The sequence below is a fragment of the Acinetobacter sp. ACNIH2 genome, from assembly GCF_002934965.1.
In the GTDB taxonomy this organism is placed as follows: Bacteria; Pseudomonadota; Gammaproteobacteria; order Pseudomonadales; family Moraxellaceae; genus Acinetobacter; species Acinetobacter tandoii.
This window is the reverse complement of the sequence record NZ_CP026412.1, coordinates 1,376,146-1,392,059: the sequence shown is the minus strand read 5'-3', so window position 1 is coordinate 1,392,059 and position 15,914 is coordinate 1,376,146. Positions and strand designations below refer to the sequence as shown.

The 15,914-nt window shown below is 41.1% G+C and carries 17 protein-coding genes; 5 read left to right on the top strand and 12 right to left on the bottom strand.

What is annotated here, in order from left to right; translation table 11 throughout:
- Window positions 1-131: 131 nt before the first annotated feature.
- From C3F34_RS06500 to ubiG, 6 genes are all read right to left on the bottom strand, one after another.
- A complete protein-coding gene (locus C3F34_RS06500) occupies window positions 132-491 on the bottom strand; it encodes an RcnB family protein (RefSeq protein WP_016165700.1) in 360 nt (119 codons plus the stop codon).
- Window positions 492-740: 249 nt separating this feature from the next.
- The gene (locus C3F34_RS06495) at window positions 741-1,136 is read right to left on the bottom strand and encodes an RcnB family protein (RefSeq protein WP_104441283.1); all 396 of its coding nucleotides are present in this window, start codon (window positions 1,134-1,136) and stop codon (window positions 741-743) included.
- A gap of 242 nt (window positions 1,137-1,378) precedes the next feature.
- The gene (locus tag C3F34_RS20400; protein WP_171284956.1) at window positions 1,379-1,534 is read right to left on the bottom strand and encodes a hypothetical protein; all 156 of its coding nucleotides are present in this window, start codon (window positions 1,532-1,534) and stop codon (window positions 1,379-1,381) included.
- A gap of 175 nt (window positions 1,535-1,709) precedes the next feature.
- On the bottom strand, window positions 1,710-2,456 hold the full coding sequence (locus C3F34_RS06490; RefSeq protein ID WP_016165697.1) for a YciK family oxidoreductase: 747 nt from the start codon (window positions 2,454-2,456) through the stop codon (window positions 1,710-1,712).
- Between the two features lie 33 nt (window positions 2,457-2,489).
- Entirely contained in the window at window positions 2,490-3,179 is a 690-nt protein-coding gene (locus tag C3F34_RS06485) for an HAD family hydrolase (RefSeq protein ID WP_104441282.1), read from the bottom strand.
- Window positions 3,176-3,892, bottom strand: coding sequence for a bifunctional 2-polyprenyl-6-hydroxyphenol methylase/3-demethylubiquinol 3-O-methyltransferase UbiG (gene ubiG, locus C3F34_RS06480; RefSeq protein WP_016165695.1), 717 nt, complete (start codon window positions 3,890-3,892; stop codon window positions 3,176-3,178). Before ubiG ends, C3F34_RS06485 begins: the two co-directional genes overlap by 4 nt.
- 177 nt (window positions 3,893-4,069) lie before the next feature.
- Here ubiG and C3F34_RS06475 point away from each other — a divergent pair, with 177 nt between their 5' ends.
- On the top strand, window positions 4,070-4,687 hold the full coding sequence (locus C3F34_RS06475; protein ID WP_016165694.1) for a thiol:disulfide interchange protein DsbA/DsbL: 618 nt from the start codon (window positions 4,070-4,072) through the stop codon (window positions 4,685-4,687).
- A gap of 82 nt (window positions 4,688-4,769) precedes the next feature.
- On the opposite strand, the gene C3F34_RS06470 is transcribed toward C3F34_RS06475, so the two are convergent.
- Window positions 4,770-5,396, bottom strand: a complete 627-nt coding sequence (locus tag C3F34_RS06470) for a TetR family transcriptional regulator (protein WP_044739762.1) — start codon at window positions 5,394-5,396, stop codon at window positions 4,770-4,772.
- Between the two features lie 193 nt (window positions 5,397-5,589).
- Here C3F34_RS06470 and rph point away from each other — a divergent pair, with 193 nt between their 5' ends.
- Entirely contained in the window at window positions 5,590-6,306 is a 717-nt protein-coding gene (gene rph, locus C3F34_RS06465) for a ribonuclease PH (protein WP_016165692.1), read from the top strand.
- Between the two features lie 157 nt (window positions 6,307-6,463).
- Window positions 6,464-6,625 (top strand): hypothetical protein, encoded by a 162-nt coding sequence (locus C3F34_RS20395; RefSeq protein WP_171284955.1) that lies wholly within the window; start codon window positions 6,464-6,466, stop codon window positions 6,623-6,625.
- A gap of 4 nt (window positions 6,626-6,629) precedes the next feature.
- Here C3F34_RS20395 and C3F34_RS06460 read toward each other — a convergent pair whose 3' ends face one another.
- Together C3F34_RS06460 and nadC are read right to left on the bottom strand one after the other, a co-directional pair.
- Entirely contained in the window at window positions 6,630-8,468 is a 1,839-nt protein-coding gene (locus tag C3F34_RS06460) for an LTA synthase family protein (protein ID WP_104441281.1), read from the bottom strand.
- 128 nt (window positions 8,469-8,596) lie between these two features.
- On the bottom strand, window positions 8,597-9,442 hold the full coding sequence (gene nadC, locus C3F34_RS06455) for a carboxylating nicotinate-nucleotide diphosphorylase (RefSeq protein ID WP_104441280.1): 846 nt from the start codon (window positions 9,440-9,442) through the stop codon (window positions 8,597-8,599).
- A 148-nt stretch (window positions 9,443-9,590) separates the two neighbouring features.
- Between nadC and ampD the strand changes: the two genes are divergently transcribed.
- A complete protein-coding gene (gene ampD, locus C3F34_RS06450) occupies window positions 9,591-10,166 on the top strand; it encodes a 1,6-anhydro-N-acetylmuramyl-L-alanine amidase AmpD (protein ID WP_104441279.1) in 576 nt (191 codons plus the stop codon).
- An 84-nt stretch (window positions 10,167-10,250) separates the two neighbouring features.
- Window positions 10,251-11,801 carry a murein biosynthesis integral membrane protein MurJ gene (gene murJ, locus C3F34_RS06445; RefSeq protein ID WP_171284954.1) on the top strand — a complete coding sequence of 517 codons (1,551 nt, stop codon included), beginning with the start codon at window positions 10,251-10,253 and terminating at the stop codon, window positions 11,799-11,801.
- Between the two features lie 92 nt (window positions 11,802-11,893).
- Here murJ and C3F34_RS06440 read toward each other — a convergent pair whose 3' ends face one another.
- The 3 genes from C3F34_RS06440 to C3F34_RS06430 all read right to left on the bottom strand — a co-directional run bounded on the left by C3F34_RS06440 (window position 11,894) and on the right by C3F34_RS06430 (window position 15,907).
- A complete protein-coding gene (locus tag C3F34_RS06440; RefSeq protein ID WP_104441277.1) occupies window positions 11,894-12,583 on the bottom strand; it encodes an FKBP-type peptidyl-prolyl cis-trans isomerase in 690 nt (229 codons plus the stop codon).
- A gap of 212 nt (window positions 12,584-12,795) precedes the next feature.
- Complete coding sequence (locus tag C3F34_RS06435) at window positions 12,796-13,500, bottom strand: FKBP-type peptidyl-prolyl cis-trans isomerase (RefSeq protein ID WP_104441276.1); 705 nt, start codon at window positions 13,498-13,500, stop codon at window positions 12,796-12,798.
- A gap of 223 nt (window positions 13,501-13,723) precedes the next feature.
- On the bottom strand, window positions 13,724-15,907 hold the full coding sequence (locus C3F34_RS06430) for a polysaccharide biosynthesis tyrosine autokinase (RefSeq protein WP_104441275.1): 2,184 nt from the start codon (window positions 15,905-15,907) through the stop codon (window positions 13,724-13,726).
- Window positions 15,908-15,914: the final 7 nt, after the last annotated feature.

The following is a 15,914-nucleotide window of genomic DNA, read 5'->3' as shown; positions in this document are numbered from 1 at the left end:
TATCTCAAAAAAGCCGATCAATAGTAGATTCTAATCAAAAAAATGACAGGCGAACAATCTTAGATAAAAAAACACCTTAACTTTGGTTAAGGTGTCGACGGAGGGGAAGGAATTTATATGGACTCTAAGTATTAGTTCAAAATACGAATAATGCGGTTGTTGCGTTCGTTCACCAGCACGTAATCGCCATTAATTTTGTACCATTGTTGATAACGGGCAGGTTTGTGTAAGCGTTTTGCATCACGATAATCCACGGCATAACGTGAAGAATCATAACCACGAGGTAGCGTTTGACCTACGCGCCAATCGCGGCTTGGATTAATACGTTGATAGCGCTGATCTTGCCAACGACCATCTTCTTTGTGCCAATCATGATGTTGTTCTGCGTAGCGGCGCTCATCGTAACGATGTTCATAAGCTGGAGCAGCAATCGCAGATGCGGTCACCGCAGTACCCAAGGTAAAAATTACAGCAGAAACTAATTTATTCATGATGTACCTCAATGTCTGTTTATGTCTTTCGATGAGATTAAAGTAACGAACAACAGCAGAGAAACAATGAGAGCACTATTGTGCAAATGTGAATTTAATGAAGAAAAAAAGAAGATTGTAAACAGCATCTAAGCGTTTAAGCACAAGCCTTTCAGCACAGTGAATCGAAGCGTTTTAAAAATACAGCTATAAAAAAACCAGTCTAACGTGATGTAAGACTGGCAAAAACAGAACCGTTAAGTTGAGTATTTAATCATTCACGATACGTAAAATATCATTACTGCCCGAATCGATTAAAATGTAGTCATTGTTGATTTTGTACCATTGTTGATTACGTGCGGGCTTAGGGAGACTATGGTCTTTATAATCAACTTTATAGCCGTTACCACGATAATGCTGTGGCATGACATAACCCGTTTGCCATTGATGCTGCTGTAAACGTTTTACCCCACGTTCTTCACGCATGCGGCGTTTATCTTGCATGCGTTCATCATCTTGATCAAAATCACGAAAGTCGCGCCCTTTACCTTGATTACCACGTGGATGGTCATCGCCATGATGATCAAAGTGGGGTGCAGCAGAACTCAGGCTGCTTGCCATCAATGCACTGAAAGAAATGGTCAATATCGCCATCGTCTTTTTCATGTTGACCCCTCGTTATAGATGTATTCATTTCACAGTTCTTAATGTACGAAAAAAATGCAGAGAAACTGTGAAGGAATTGGATTAATTCTTTAAAAAAACAGATAAATTAAGAATATTATCCATGAAATCATCTATTTTGGAAATCGTTCTGCGTGGGCAATTTTATCCGCACTGTCGATTTACAGGGGAAATATCTCAGCCAATTTTCAGTAGACGTATCTTTCTAGCAGATTGTTCACTCTCTAATTCCACTGTTCAGTCCAGTGTTGTAAATAGTCGACCGCCTGAATGACGCTCGGTGCTTGTTGTTCATCCTCCAAGGCGTGTATCAGTGTTTCAGGCAGTTGCAGGGATTGAATTGAACGGATCAATTTAGCTTTGTGCTGTAAATCGGTCATGAAAATTGCCTCCTAAATCTGTGGTTGAGCATGTCGATAGAGTTTAGGAGGAATTTTTTGATTCATAAAACCGAATATATTTATTAAATTGATAAAATAAAACGATTATTGGGCTGTAAAAAAATCCTTTGCCGAAAGCAAAGGATTTTTTGTTCAGGCTGAAATTCTCAAGAGATTAATCTTGAGCATCAATGCTTTGTCCACTGAGGTGCAGACTGTCATCGCCCATCAAATATAAGTATGCTGGCATAATCGATTCTGGCGTTGCCAAAGTTTTTGGGTCTTCATCTGGATAGGCTTTGGCGCGCATCGCTGTACGTGTTGCACCAGGGTTAATACAATTAAAGCGGACATTGGGATGCTGATTTTCTTTGGCAAACAATTGACTTACCGCTTCAATCGCGACTTTAGACACCGAATAAGCTCCCCATTTTTCTCGAACCTGACGCCCAACTCCAGAACTTGCAAATACGACAGATGCATGCTCAGATCTTTGCAGCAGAGGTAACAGTTCTTGGGTCAAAATGAAGGGTGCACGCAGGTTAACAGCCATGACATCATCCCATACATCAATCGGATAATGTTCAAGCTCGGTACGTTCACCTAAAATGCCTGCATTGTGCAAAATGCCATCCAGACGACCAAACTGTTTTTCTAAAGTGTCGTACAATAATTCATAATCGCGCGGTGAAGCACTAGACAATTGCAGCGGCAAAATTGCAGGTTGTGGCGCACCCAAACTTTCAATTTCATCATAAATGACTTCCAGTTTGTTTAAGGTACGACCATGCAAGACTACAGTTGCTCCATGTAAGGCATAACTGAGTGCAGCCGCACGACCAATGCCATCACCAGCCCCAGTAATTAAAATGATGCGATCTTTAAGTAGATCTGGGCGAGGCTGATATTCAGAATATTTCATGGTCACCTCCTTCTTATTTTTACTTCATCAAGTTTATGTATTTATCGCACTGTTGAGCGTGAGTTTTTGTTGAATTACGTGTTGTAATTCGGTCACGGTGTTCACAATACAATTCGCCTGCCATGCCGCGAGGTCATCTTTATGTGCCAAGGGTAAATAGCCATATGCCGCTAAAATTGTGTACATCTGGGCATGGCGACCTGCATCAATATCACGCGGGTGATCACCCACATAAATACATTGTTCTGCAGGCAGTTGCAATTGCTTTGCTGCCAGATACATCGGTTCAGGATCAGGTTTGGTTTTGCTGACATCTTCAGGGCAGACCAAAACCGCGCAACGTGCAGTGAGATTGAGCGCAGCCAATAAGGATTCACTTAGTCCGCGGGGTTTGTTGGTGACAATGCCCCATGGAATATTCTGCTGTTCCAATTGTTCCAATAGGGGATACATGCCTGCGAACAGGTCGGTATCCACGGCAATATCTGCGCCGTACAGATCCAGAAAACGTTGACGGTGCGCCAGAAACACGGGATCATCCACTTCAAGTTCTGGATAGACCAGTTTGACCATGGCGCGTGCGCCTTCTGAGACTTGTGTGCGAATCAGTTCAGCATCGACCACTGCACGCCCTGCGTCACGGCACATGTCTTGAATAATGCGAACAAAGTCCGCCGCAGTATCAATTAAGGTACCATCGAGATCGAACAGAACGGCTTTCATTCTGCACCTGCTTTTACGGTGTAGACCATGTAGTTCACATCGACATTCGGTGCCAGCCAGTAGCGTTTCGTCAGCGGATTATAATGTAATCCTGTCATGTCTTTCAGGTTAAGTCCTGCTTGACGAATATCATGTGCCAATTCCGATGGCTTAATAAATTTATGATAATCATGTGTGCCTTTGGCCAACATTCTTAAAATATATTCTGCACCAATAATCGCGAATAAATAGGCCTTAGGATTACGGTTAATGGTCGAGAAAAAGACATGCCCACCAGGCTTTACTAGTGTTTGGCAGGCTTGAATAATGGAAGCAGGGTCTGGCACGTGTTCCAGCATTTCCATACAGGTCACCACGTCGTATTGACCTGCTTGTTCTTTGGCTAATTCTTCAACTGGAATTTGGCGATATTCGATATTTTGTACGCCTTCTTGTTCTGCATGAATTCGTGCGACATTGAGTGGTGCTACACCCATATCAATGCCCAGCACATTTGCACCACGGCGTGCCATGCTTTCTGCCAAGATGCCGCCACCACAGCCAACATCAAGCACTTTTTTCCCCGCAAGACCATTGGCATGCTCATCAATCCAATTGAGGCGTAGCGGGTTAATTTGATGGAGTGGTCGGAATTCAGAATGCTGATCCCACCATATAGCAGCGAAGGCTTCAAATTTGGCAATTTCTTGCGGATCAACATTTAATTGCGACATTTGCGCCACCTCAATCAAGTTGTTTTGGTATAAAGATCAATATGGCTAGTGTAGCGTTAATTCTAAAAAAAGCGATAAAAGCAGTAAAAAAGTTCACAGAAGGAAAACGAAATCGACTAAATTGTTTTATAGTTTTCGCATAAGCTCATCATAATGATTTAGAGGACAACAAACGCAATGAAAAAATTCCTTTTGGGTAGCCTTGCAACGGCCGTATTTGCATTTTCTGGTAGTGTTATGGCAGCGAATTTTGTTGCAGGTAAGGACTACACCGTAGTCGCCAACCCAGGCAAAGTTGAAGTGCCAGGAAAAATCGAAGTGCGTGAATTCTTTTGGTATGGTTGCCCACATTGCTTTAAGTTAGAACCGCATATGCAGACTTGGCTAAAAAATATTCCAAAAGATGTGCGTTTTGTGCGTACTCCAGCTGCAATGAACCCCGTGTGGGAACAAGGTGCACGTGGTTACTATGTTTCTGAAGCCTTAGGTGTGCGTCAGAAGACCCATTTACCTTTGTTTCATGCGATCCATGTGAATGGTCAGCAAATTTTTGATCAGCAATCTCAGGCGAAATTCTTTACTAAATATGGTGTACCTGAAGCTAAATTTAACAGCATGTTTAACTCATTCATGATTACCTCTAAAGTCGCACAAGCCAATCAACTGGCAAAACAGTATCAGTTAACAGGTGTACCTGCGGTCGTGGTGAATGGTAAATATGTGGTACAAGGTGAAGATGCCAAAGTGACCCAAGTCGTGAGCTACTTGGTTGAGAAAGAGCGTAAAGCCAAATAATTTGTGAAGTGTTAAAAAAAAACCTGCAATGATGCAGGTTTTTTTATGGGAGCTTTTCGAGGTTAAGGATAGGCAAAAGCTTTTATTTCTTATGAATGATTCCTCGAAAGAGCAGTTCAATTTGTTCAATGGTTTGAGCTTTAAAATGCTGGCGTTGTTGTAGCTGCTGCGGATTGTCTGTTGCGACCATGAAATTAATCCAAGACATGGCCCAGTTAAAAGATGAATTAATCAGTAAGTTGGACAATACCTGAAGGTCATTCAAGGCATAAGTTGGTTCGACTTCACTCAACTCATCAGTTAAATCTTCAATAAGATATTCAATTTCTCGGGCAATGGCATAACGCAATAAAGCATTGCCTCCCCAACGTTCTGCACTAATAAAAATCCACCATTCGGGATGCTGTTGTACCGCGGTAAAGAATTGATCCAAACGGGGCTCGATATTCCTAGGTTGTTGCAGTAAGGAGGCTAATTTGAGTTCATGCAAGACTCGTTTATGCTGTAGGGCGATCTGGTCAATTAATTCTAAACCAAGCTGATTTTTATCTAAGAAATGGCGGTAAAACGCGGTTGGCACTAAACCGACATGGCGAGTAATTTCGCGTAGGCTCATACTACTAAAAGACATTCCCGATGAACTTAAACTTAAGACGGCATCTAATAGTGCTTGGCGGCTTTGTTGTTTACGTTCATCTCGTATCGACATAAGGACTCTCGAATGGCTTTGCTGGAGTTTAACAAATTTTTTGACCAGAAAAACAGCAGTAATTTGGTGCTAAAAGCGGTGTCATGTTATTGCCTTGAGTTTTTTCATGACAGGGTTGTGGATATACCATTTGATGAGATTGCATCTGCTATACTTGTGCGCAACGAATTTCTGGCAATATTAAAGGCGAATTATGCGTATCGACCAACGTACTCTAGATCAATTACGTGATGTAAAAATTACCCGCAATTACACACGTTATGCTGAAGGTTCTGTGCTGGTTGAATTTGGCCATACCAAAGTGCTATGTACCGCCAGTATTGATAATTCTGTACCGCGCTTTTTGAAAGGCAAAGGACAAGGTTGGGTAACCGCAGAATACGGAATGTTGCCACGTTCAACGCATACCCGTAGTGACCGTGAAGCGGCGCGTGGTAAACAATCTGGACGTACTCAAGAAATCCAGCGTTTGATTGGCCGTAGTTTACGTGCCATGGTAGACCTGAAAAAGCTGGGTGAAAACACCATTACTATCGACTGTGATGTGATTCAAGCTGATGGCGGCACACGCACTGCTGCCATTACAGGTGCAGCAGTTGCATTAGTGGATGCCATGAATGTTTTGCTTGAACAAAAGAAGATTAAGCATGATCCATTAAAAGGTTTGGTCGCAGCTATTTCTGTCGGTATCTTCAAGGATGAGGTCTTATTGGACTTATGTTATGAAGAAGATTCAAATTGTCAGACCGACTTGAATGTTGTCATGACGCAAGCAGGCGAGTTTATTGAAATTCAAGGTACTGCGGAAGATAAACCATTTACCCGTGCTCAAACCAATGCGATGTTAGAAATGGCTGAACAAGGTATTCAAGCCTTGATCCAGAAGCAGCAAGAAGCTTTGGGCTGGTAATACGTTTGATCATTCGAAAATAAAAAAAGCACCCAGATGGGTGCTTTTTTATTACAAAACCTAATCAAATCAAGCTCAATCCATAACATGCACTTAATTTTATACCCATGATCGCGATGTAAACTCCATGCCATTCATTTTATTGGAGCATGGATTTATGGCTCAATTTTTTATCCTATTTTGTGCAGTGGTGACCTTTGCACTCATGGCGTGTGATCCGCGTCCGACTGAATTAAAACAAACAGCTTCTGCTTGGGATCAAACGGTTCATCCCTCACAACAAGATCAGCAAACGTCAAAAGATTCAACAGCATCATAAAAACTTACGATGCCTTTTGAGTCAGTAGTTGATAACTATGATTCTTTCCATTCAACACATCCATATTTAAATCTTTGTATTGGTTTAACAACTGTGGATGCGGATATTTACATTCAGGTTTTAGCTCTACCCCAGTTTGATGAATGGCACTATAACAGGCGTTTACAGCTTGGATAAATTGGTAATAAGGGGGCAGAGGCAATTGAGCTGCTGTCAGCACCTTAGGAGCAAGAAAATGTGCTGCAATATTTTTTTGCTGAAAAAGACTGCGATCAATTGGGTAGTTACTCCAGACAGCGAGAGGTGTGCTGAAAAACTTCACATCTTTCTTTTCTGCTTTTTCTTGCGCGGAAGCGAAGAAGTGGAAGTCATCATAGACCTGACCTAAATTCGGCAAATGATCGCCAAAGAAAATCACAATGGTTGGGCGTTCCTGTTGTTTTAAATCTTGCAGCAACTTTTCAACATGTTGATCCGCACGTTGTAAGCCAGTCAGATAGGTATTCAGTTGACGTTTGGAACTTTCACTCAATTGTGGCTGATTAATGTTGAAATGATCCTTGCCATAGCGATCATCATTGTAGTTAAAGTGATTTTCGACGGTAATGGCATAGATAAACTGCGGTTGTTCGGTATGTTTCAGTTGGTTACGAATCGATTGATAGAGCAAATCATCGTTTGCCCAACCTGCCTGATTGATATATTTGGCACGATCTTGTGCACTGGTCATATTTTCCAGCGAAGTAAAGCGATTGAAACCTAAGTTTTGATAAACCGAGTTGCGATTGTAAAAAAACTTACCACTATTGTGCATGGCCGTGGTGTCATAACCCAAACTATTCAAATAAGTGGCTAGAGAATAGGTAGGGCGTTTTAGTTTGGACACATACATCAATTCATTATGATTTAAGTAGATATTCAAACTGGTCAGGACTTCAAATTCCACATTGGCAGTACCGCCACCAAAACTTGGTGAAAGTAAACTCGAAGTTTGATAGCGATTGAGTGTTGGGGTGATGTTTTGGGGAATGCTTTTACCTAATTGACGTGCATCCCAATGTGCCTCGCTCATGATCATGATGATATTGGGCTGTTGCTCAGGCTTAAGCACAGGCATGGTCGTGCTATAAGGTGTATATAGGGCTTTGATGGTCGCTTCTGGAATATTTTCGGTATTAAACAATCGAGTATTCAGGCTATCCATCGACTTTGAAAAAAAGAAGGGAATAAAACCAATTTTTTGAATGGTGAGATGATCACCAATCCAATCGCCTTTGGTATTAGGAAAGGCTTGTCGGTATTCACATAGCCAGCCAAGTTGGTTCTGTTGGCATAACTGGCTAAAGTTATTGCTGAAATTTGCGCTAATTAAAACGCCCAAACTACAAAGGGATAATAATGCGTTCGACAAAAACAACCGCTTTTTCTCAAGTTGTTCTTTACGGTAGAGAAAGACTATGAGAGCGATACATACAGCAACCCCTGAGAGTACTGAAAATTTAAGCAACCCAGGTGCAACAATAAAGGTTTCTTTAATCAATAAGAAATCGCTAGGCACCAAACTGGCCGATAAGTATTTTTCTTTTTGTGTATTGATAAAAATCATCAATAAAAAAATGAACTGACTAAAAAAAATGGTAATAAAGGTTTTTCTGAACAATAAGTAAATAAAGGAAATCAGGGCATAATTAATCAGCACCGATATGACGATTTTTGCGCCATTCAACTGAAAATATTGCTCAGGATTATTCAGGATACGAGGAAGGGCAGGATAAAGGCAGAAAAAAGCCACAGACACGAGGGCCATCAGCAAAAATAGAATTTGCTGTTTCCAGATATTCATAACACATGTTGAGGGAGGAGAAAGGCAGTTCGGAATTATAGAACTTTCAAGATTATTTTCAATGCACTTTATATAGATTCAAAATTGGTGATCAGCCTAAACAATGATCACCAAAATTGGATTAATCATTAGCCATTAAAACGCATTGATAAATCAATTGCTTTGACATCTTTGGTTAGTACACCCATTGAAATATAGTCAACGCCAGTCGTGGCAACTTGGCGTAAATTATCAATGGTGATGTTACCCGAGGCTTCTAATTTGCAACGACCTGCGACATGTTGGACGGCATCAATCATTTGCTGCTGACTAAAATTATCCAGCATCACAATGTCTGCCTTGGCTTCAAGCGCTTGATTGAGTTCATCCCAAGTTTCAACTTCAACTTCAACAGGTTTGCCTGGTGCAATCTGATGGGCTTTGGCAATTGCTTCGGCAATACCACCTGCTGCCATAATATGATTTTCTTTAATTAAGAATGCATCAAATAAGCCTAAGCGATGATTTTGTCCACCGCCTACTGCAACGGCATATTTCTGCGCAATACGTAAACCAGGTAAGGTTTTGCGAGTATCGAGCAATTTGGTGTTTAAACCATCAAGCTGTTTGACATAATCAGCAGTTTTGGTCGCGACAGCCGATAAAGTTTGAACAAAGTTCAGTGCAGGACGTTCAACCGTAAGTAAGCTGCGTGCAGAGCCTGCGAGTTTTAAAAACGCTTCATTGGCTGCAATTTTATCGCCGTCTTGTTTTAACCAAGTCACCTGAACTGAAGCATCAAATGCCTGAATTAATGCATTTACCCATGGTTGACCAGCGAGAATCATGTCTTCACGACTAATGATGGTCGCAGTCGCTTGCTCATCTTCAGGGGTTAATAAGGCCGTAATATCCCCATCACCAATGTCTTCTTGGAGTGCTTGTTGAATATTGATTTGAATTGATTGTTCAAGCAGCGTTGGAGAAATGCTCATAGTCTTTCCGTGTCTTTTTAACCCATGAAAATTGCGCGTTATCTTAACATTGTTCTTTATAGTTTATGCCGTAGATTTGAGATTTTATGATGAAAGTTTTAGCATGGTGGAGTTATAAATAAAGCTTCAATATAGTTAGGAATGGATTATGCAGCAGCTCTCCTCTTTTCAGGTTGTCGATGGTCAACTCATCGGTGCGAAGCAAATTCCATCGCCGAATTTTAATCAGCGACCAGCAGAGGCAAAAATTGAATTGGTGGTGATTCACAACATTAGCTTGCCACCGTCGCAGTTTGGGGGAGGCTATATCCAGCAATTTTTCCAGAACCAGTTGGATGCAACACTACACCCTTATTTTGAAACCATTCAAGAGCTGAAGGTTTCAGCGCATCTGCTGATTCTGCGTACAGGCGAGGTGCTGCAATTTGTGAATTTAGCACACCGGGCTTGGCATGCTGGACGTTCATCCTATTTGGGGCAACAGGAATGTAACGATTATTCTATCGGAATTGAACTTGAAGGCAGCGATGACTGTGCTTTTGAAAGCCTGCAATATCAGGTTTTGGCGCAAGTCGTGGTGAGTCTGCAACAGGCTTATCCAGCGATAAAACAGCATGTGGCAGGTCACTCTGATATTGCACCAGGGCGTAAAACGGACCCAGGTCCTTACTTTGATTGGGTGAAGTTCAGAAGCTTGGTACATCAGATTAAGAATGCAAAATAAAAAGACATTTCCGTTGAGTTTAATCATTTAACAACGATTTTTTTTCACAAGTTTCATTACAATAGCGACTAATTTTTTTATTGGGTGGATACGATGGCGCTTTGGCGGTCGACCTTTATTGTCAGTGCAATGACCATGTTGTCTCGCGTACTCGGATTGGTCCGCGATATCGTCTTGCTCAATGTCTTTGGTGCAGGGAAGGATTTCGATACATTTGTGGTTGCGTTCCGTATCCCCAATTTCTTTCGGCGCTTATTTGCAGAAGGGGCATTTTCACAAGCCTTTATCCCCGTACTAACTGAATATAAAACCAGTAAGGCACATGCAGAAGTCCAGATTCTCATCAGTCGTGTATTTGGCGGCTTACTGACGATCATGACCTTGCTGACGTTTATTGCGATGGTGGCTGCACCAGCAATTTTGTATATCTATGCACCTGGTTTCCATGCCGATCCAGAGAAGTTTGATCTTGCGGTGAGCATGTTCCGCCTCACTATTCCATATTTAATGTTCATGTCTCTGACCGCCTTTGCCAGTAGCATTTTGAACAGTTATGGTTCATTCGCTTCGCCAGCATTTTCGCCAGTCCTGCTTAATGTGGCAATGATTGCAGGAGCATGGTGGCTTACACCGTATATGGCTGAACCGATTATGGCCTTGGGGTGGTCAGTTGTCGTGGCGGGGGTATTACAGCTTGCGATTCAGATTCCAGAACTTTGGCGCAAAAATTTATTAATTCCACCGAAGGTTGATTTTAAGCACGAAGGTGTCGACCGCATCATGAAGTTGATGCTGCCAGCGTTGTTCGGTGTTTCAGTCACTCAGATTAATTTATTGCTGAATACCATTTGGGCATCCTTTATGCAGGATGGTTCGGTGTCGTGGCTGTATAGTGCGGAACGTATGACAGAATTACCGTTGGGGCTGATTGGTGTGGCGATTGGGACGGTTATTTTACCATCGTTGTCAGCACGACATGCGGAGCAAGATCAACATAAATTCCGTGGCATGATGGATTGGGCTGCCAAGGTTATTGTGTTGGTTGGGCTTCCTGCCAGTATTGCTTTGTTTATGCTCTCGACACCAATTATTCAAGCCTTGTTCCAGCGGGGAGAGTTCACTGTAGAAGATACACAAATGACAGCGCTGGCTTTACAGTGTATGAGTGCAGGGGTCATTGCTTTTATGCTGATTAAGGTTTTTGCACCTGGTTTTTATGCTCAGCAAGATACCAAAACCCCAGTACGCGTGGGTTTAATGGCGGTAGCAGCAAATGCCATTTTAAACGTGGTATTTATTGGTTTCTTTAAATTGATAGATTGGCATGCTGAACACATGGCGTTGGCAATGGCTTCATCTGGCTCAGCCTTAGTCAATGCAGGAATGCTGTACTTCTACTTGCATAAACGCCATATTTTCCGTTTTGGCCCGCATTGGAAAAAGCTGTTTTTACAATATGCTGTGGCCAACATTGTCATGATTGTTGCCTTGGCATATGGTTTAACTTGGTATGATGGCACTATGTCACAATGGATGCGTGTTGCAGAAGTGATTGGCCTATGTGTAGTGGGCGTTATAGCGTATCTGATCGGATTAATTGTAATGGGTTTCCGTCCGCGCGATTTACGTCCATAAAGATCATTTTTGATCGAGGCTGAAATCAAAGCATTCGCTGTTTTTAAAGGTTATCTATAGTCAAAAAAGGGACTGATCTCAGTCCCTTTTTTTCAAGGCAGTACTTGTAATAATTCGACATCAAAAATTAAGGTACTGTTTGGCTCGATAATATCTCCCGAACCAATTTGTCCATAAGCCAAATTCGCTGGAATAAAGAAACGATATTTTGCCCCTTCCTTCATTAATTGTAAGCCTTCGGTCCAGCCTTGAATAACTTGATTGACTTGGAATTCGGCAGGATGTTGACGTGCAATTGAACTATCGAAAACAGTACCATCAATCAGGCGACCTTCATAATCGACTTTAACTTTTGAGCTGACTTTAGGTGTTTTTCCAGTACCGGCTTGAATGACTTGATATTGTAATCCTGACGCAGTGGTTTGTACGCCTGATTTTTTGGCATTTTCTGCGAGAAAGGCTGCGCCGATTCTATTATTTTCTTCAGCTTTCTTTCTTAATTCAATCAACTGTTGGGCTTCTGCCTGTTTTTTATATTGGGTTAAGACACGTGCCATTTCTTCATCAGTCAATGAAGCTTCTTTGCCTTGAGCGGCTTCTCTGAGCCCTTGAATGAAGGCTTCAAGATTTAAATCTTTCAACGATTCGGCATTGGTGCGACCCATTAAATAGCCAAAGCTATACCCAATCTGTTCTGCGCTTGGACTGCTGGTGGTAATAGGTTTCGCGAAAGTTGTTGCACTGAATAACAGTGTTGATGCCAAAAGCATGTGTATTTTCATTCAATCGTCCTAAAGTTTTTTTCGTGTCGGAATATTCAAAACTCCAAGGAATATTGACGACAGTACTTTTTATTTTTTCTGCGTTAAATTTGAATGGGGTGAGGATTAAAAATCATATGGAGTAGATCGAATCTATTCGATTTAATGCCCGCGTTTTATGCAAAATTTAATCTCTAAAGTCAAAGAAGGAGAGCTCAGCTCTCCTTAATTTCTTACTTTACTTTAATTAATTCAACATCAAAAATTAGTGTGCTATTGGCTGGAATCGTGCCTGGCACACCTTGTTCGCCGTAGCCCAATTTAGCAGGAATAAATAAAGTGGCTTTACCACCTTCCTTCATCAATTGTAAGCCTTCAGTCCAACCTGGAATCACTTGATTAAGTGGGAACTCAATTGGCTCTCCACGTTGAATGGAGCTATCAAATACTTTGCCATCAACCAATTTACCAGTGTAGTGAACTGTCACGACAGAGTCAGCCGATGGCTGCTTGCCTGTACCTTCTTGAGTAATAATATATTGCAATCCAGAAGCGGTCGTTTTTACCCCTGGCTTTTTGGCATTCTCTGTCAGGAAGCTGTCACTTGCGCTCTGTGCATTTTTGGCTTGATCTGCTTGTTTCTTTTGCATTTCTTGTTGGAATTGCTGATAAGCTTGCTGCAATTCTTGTTCCGTGTATGCAGGTTGTGTACGAGCATGACCTTCACGTACGCCTGTTACAAAGCTGTTGATATCAAGTTCAGGAGGTGTTTGATGTGCGACTTCATAACCTAAAGCATAACTAATTTTTTCAACAGCAGAAGCATTTTTAGAGGCTTTTGATGTGATGGCTTCAGGGTGTTTGGTTGCATAATAAACTGGAACAAGTGCAGCACCGCCTAAAATTACAGCAACAGCGATGGGTAAGGCTTTACTCATAGGGTTTTCCAAAATTCATTGTAGTAATCAAAAATTTGCCGCTATTTTAGCAAACTTTTTAATGCTTAGATGGTATTTCAACCGATTCTATATTCGGATATTACTATATGCCTGTATAGGTCAAGAAGCTATAACAGGCTGATTACCTAAAACATTTTTTATACAAATAAAAAAAGGACCAACATGATGCTGATCCTTTTAAATAAAAAATGATTGTTAAGTATTAATCATCTTTCGCATTTTTATAGGCATAGGCATAGTTATAGCCATAACTTGTGCCAGCTGTACGTTGAATATCATTCAAGATAATACCTGTCACTTTAACGCTTGCCTGTTCAAAGCGGTTAACAACCAATTCAAGCTCTTTAATTTGTGTCTTACCATAACGCGCAATAACAAGATTAACACCGGCATATTGAGAAATGATAATACCATCGGTAACCGCCAAAATAGGTGGCGTATCGATAATGATATGGTCAAATTGAGTAGACAAGTTTTCCAATAAACTTTTAAAGCGTTCAGTGCTGAGCAACTCAGATGGATTTGCGGGACTCTTGCCTCGAGTAATCACCGATAAATTTTCAACTTCTGTTATTTTGAGAATTTTCTCTAACGGATGTTGACCATTGAGATATTCAGCGAGCCCTGCTTGGTTATCTTGATGGAAGTACTTATGTAAATAACCACGGCGTAAGTCTGCATCAATTAATAGTACACGTTTATTGCTTTGCGCCAAAATAACCGCGAGGTTGGTTGAGACAAATGATTTACCAAGTTCTGGTGCAGGACCTGAAATCATAATAATGTTATTACGCGCATTATTGAGGGCGAAATGAATTGCAGTACGCATACTACGTAAGCTTTCAATCGCAATATCATCACTATTTTTGACAGCAAGAATCGGGATACTTTTCTTCTTCTTGATAATATTAATACGACTTTCTTGCACAGGTGAGCGTGGCACAGTCGCATAGACAGGCAGATCAAGTTCAGTCTCAATTTGACCAGAATCTTTAATTCCTGTGCGCAGCATATTTCGTATTAATGCGACTAATACACCAATAAACCCGCCGACAAAAATCGATAGCAAGAGTACTAACAATTTTTTAGGTTTAATTGGCTCAATTGGCAAGACTGCGGTATCAACAATACGCACATTACCAATTTCACCAGCTTTGGCAATACGTAACTGTTGATAAGAGTTTAACAATGTAGTGTAGAGTTGCTGTTTAACTTCAACTTCACGATATAACTGTAAATAACGACGTTGTAGGTCGGGTAATTGTTTCAGCGTTGCATTCAGCTCTTTAATTTTACTGTTAATTGCAGCCAGTTGAGCACCGATTTGTTGCATTGCTGGGTGTTCAGCAGTGTATTTTTCTGAAAGTTCAGCCTGCTTCTGTTCCAGTTCAATTTTTTGAGTTTCAAGGCTAATGCTTTGAGTGAGATAAAGTTCAGATTCCTTCGTGACATCAACGGTGTTGTACTGTTCACGGAACTTGTTAAACTCACGTTCGGCAACATCAAGTTGCTGTTTTAACTCTGGTAATTGTTCATCTAAGAACTTTAAAGTTTGTGCGGTTTCAGCAGAGCGGCGTTCAATGTTTTGTTTGCTATAAGCAACCAAAATAGAATTCAGAACTTTGGTAATGTGCTCTTTATCAGCTCCCTGATAATTAAGCCCAAGTACGCCCGTAAGTTTTCCTTTTTCTGCCACAGAATAATTCTGCAGAACCGTATCCACAGCGGCTGGTAAAGACATTTTCTGAACATTGTAACTTGAACTCAATGGATCACGACTAAAAATGCCAATATTCCAAGTTCCAATAGATGAACGACTTTGGTTGATCTGATTCAATGTCCCTTTAAAAACGACTTCATCTGTTTTTTGATCTGTAAGGGTAAATTGCTTATTCTCAAAACTCAAAAGTAGTGGTTTGTCGAGATATTCAGCAGGGACATCAAATTTTCGAACCTGAAATGACTGTTCATTATTGTAAAAAGTAACAGCCTGCGGTAAATACTCAGTCTGGAAGGTATCTTGATTCAACAAACGATGAAAGGCAGTGTCATCTGTTGATGAAATACTAAAATCTAAATGCAATTGTTGGATAACTTGTCCTAAAACCAAACGCGATCTTAGAATTTCTATTTCAGCTTGAGCAGGGGACTTCTGATCGACCATTGACGATAAATCACCCAGTAATGCTGCAGTGCCTGCCCCTTTGCTATCTTCAACTTGTATCAGTGCATCAACCGCATAAATATCTTGAGTTGTTCTTAAATAAAGTAATGCACACACCAAACTTAAGATGGTACATAATGCAATCAGTTTCCATTGAGCAATTAACGAAAAGAACAGCTCTTTTAAATCAATTGTGTCTTCTGTATTGGTATTTTGGCTCATAATTGTG